Origin of the sequence: Kitasatospora sp. NPDC059817 (genome assembly GCF_042731835.1) — a bacterium.
Classification (GTDB): domain Bacteria; phylum Actinomycetota; class Actinomycetes; order Streptomycetales; family Streptomycetaceae; genus Kitasatospora.
In genome coordinates this window covers 1-1467 of record NZ_JBHWIR010000017.1, presented here as the reverse complement: position 1 = coordinate 1467, position 1467 = coordinate 1, and the positions used below count along the sequence as shown (strand labels likewise).

Below are 1467 nucleotides of genomic sequence, written 5' to 3'. Positions count from 1 at the left end.
CCCGCTGGTTCGTCCACGTCCGCGGCCATCGCCACGGCGGTGACGGCGGGCTCGGCGCAGAACCTCAACCTGTCGGTCAGCGGCGCCCCGGCCGGCGTCACCGCCACCGTCACCCCCGGCAGCGTCACCGCCGGCACCGGCGCCACCCTCAACATCGCCACCACCTCGGCCGCCACGGCGGGCAGCTACCCGCTCACCGTGACCGCCACCGGGCCGTCCGGCACCCACACCGCCACGTACGCGCTGACCGTCACCGGGACGACCCCGCCGCCCACCGGCCTGGTCAACGGCGGCCTGGAGACCGGCAGCCTCGCCCCGTGGACCTGCCAGAGCGGCGGCGCCGTGGTCTCCACCCCGGTCCACTCCGGGTCCTACGCGCTCCAGGCGGCGGCGACCGCCGGCCAGACCGGCGAGTGCTCGCAGACCGTCACGCTGAAGGCCAACACCAGCTACACGCTGAGTGGTTGGGTGCAGGGCAACTACGCGTACCTCGGCGTCAGCGGTGACGCCACCGCCAGCTCCTGGACCAACGCCTCCGGCTGGACCAAGCTGACCGTCCCCTTCACCACCGGCGCCTCCGGCACCGTCACCGTGTACCTGCACGGCTGGTACGGCCAGGGCAACGTCTTCGGCGACGACTTCTCGATCGCCTGAGCTGCGCTTGACGGCTGATGGCTGACGGCTGACGGTCAACAGGGAACGGATAACAGATAACAGCTGACAGATTTCATTATCTGTCAGCTGTTATCTGTTTGTTGTTCGTTGTCCGCTGTTCGCTGTTCGTCGCCGGCCAGCGGCCGTCCGCCGTCAGCTCCCCGCCACCACCTCGGCCTCCGCCGTCTTCATCCGCCCGGGCCGGCACAGCGTCACGTACGCCGCCATCGCCAGCACTCCGCTCGCCAGGACGACCACCGCCAGCAGCACCGCCGACGGCCGGCCGCCGAGACTGCTCAGCGGTGCGACCACCGCCCCGCACAGGAAGTTGCCGGTGCCGAGCAGCGCCGACGCCGTCCCGGCCGCCCGCGGCTCGACCAGGCTGAGCGCCTGCGCGGCCGTGTTCGGCAGGACCACACCCATGCTGCCCATCATCACGAACAACGGCGGGCAGAACCCGACCAGCCCGAAGTCCCAGACCGCCGTCAGCAACACCAGCGCCACCCCGGCGACCACCGCCGTCGCCAGCCCGGCCAGCATCAGCCCCCGCGGAGCGAAGCGGCGCGCGAGTACCCGTCCGTTCAACTGCGTCATGACGACGATGGCCAGCGAGTTCGCCCCGAAGAGCAGGCTGTAGGTCTGCGGCGAGACCTGGTACACGTGCTGAAGCACCGTGGACGACCCGCTGATGTAGCCGAACAGCGCGCCGAAGGCGAAGGCGCTGGTCAGTGCCAGCCCGAGGAACGGCAGGTTGCGCAGCAACCGCCCCATCGTGCGCAGCGCCGCGCCCACCCCGCCGGTGCCCCGGGCCTG

At 71.4% G+C, this 1467-nt stretch carries 2 protein-coding genes; one reads left to right on the top strand and one right to left on the bottom strand.

Translation table 11 applies throughout. The features are described from left to right. Window positions 1-654 (top strand): carbohydrate binding domain-containing protein (locus ACFV61_RS06185; protein WP_380490366.1); only part of this gene is annotated, 654 nt, incomplete at its 5' end. A 153-nt stretch (window positions 655-807) separates the two neighbouring features. Here ACFV61_RS06185 and ACFV61_RS06180 read toward each other — a convergent pair. Beyond that, window positions 808-1467: MFS transporter (locus ACFV61_RS06180; RefSeq protein WP_380490364.1), on the bottom strand; the 660-nt coding region annotated here is incomplete at its 5' end.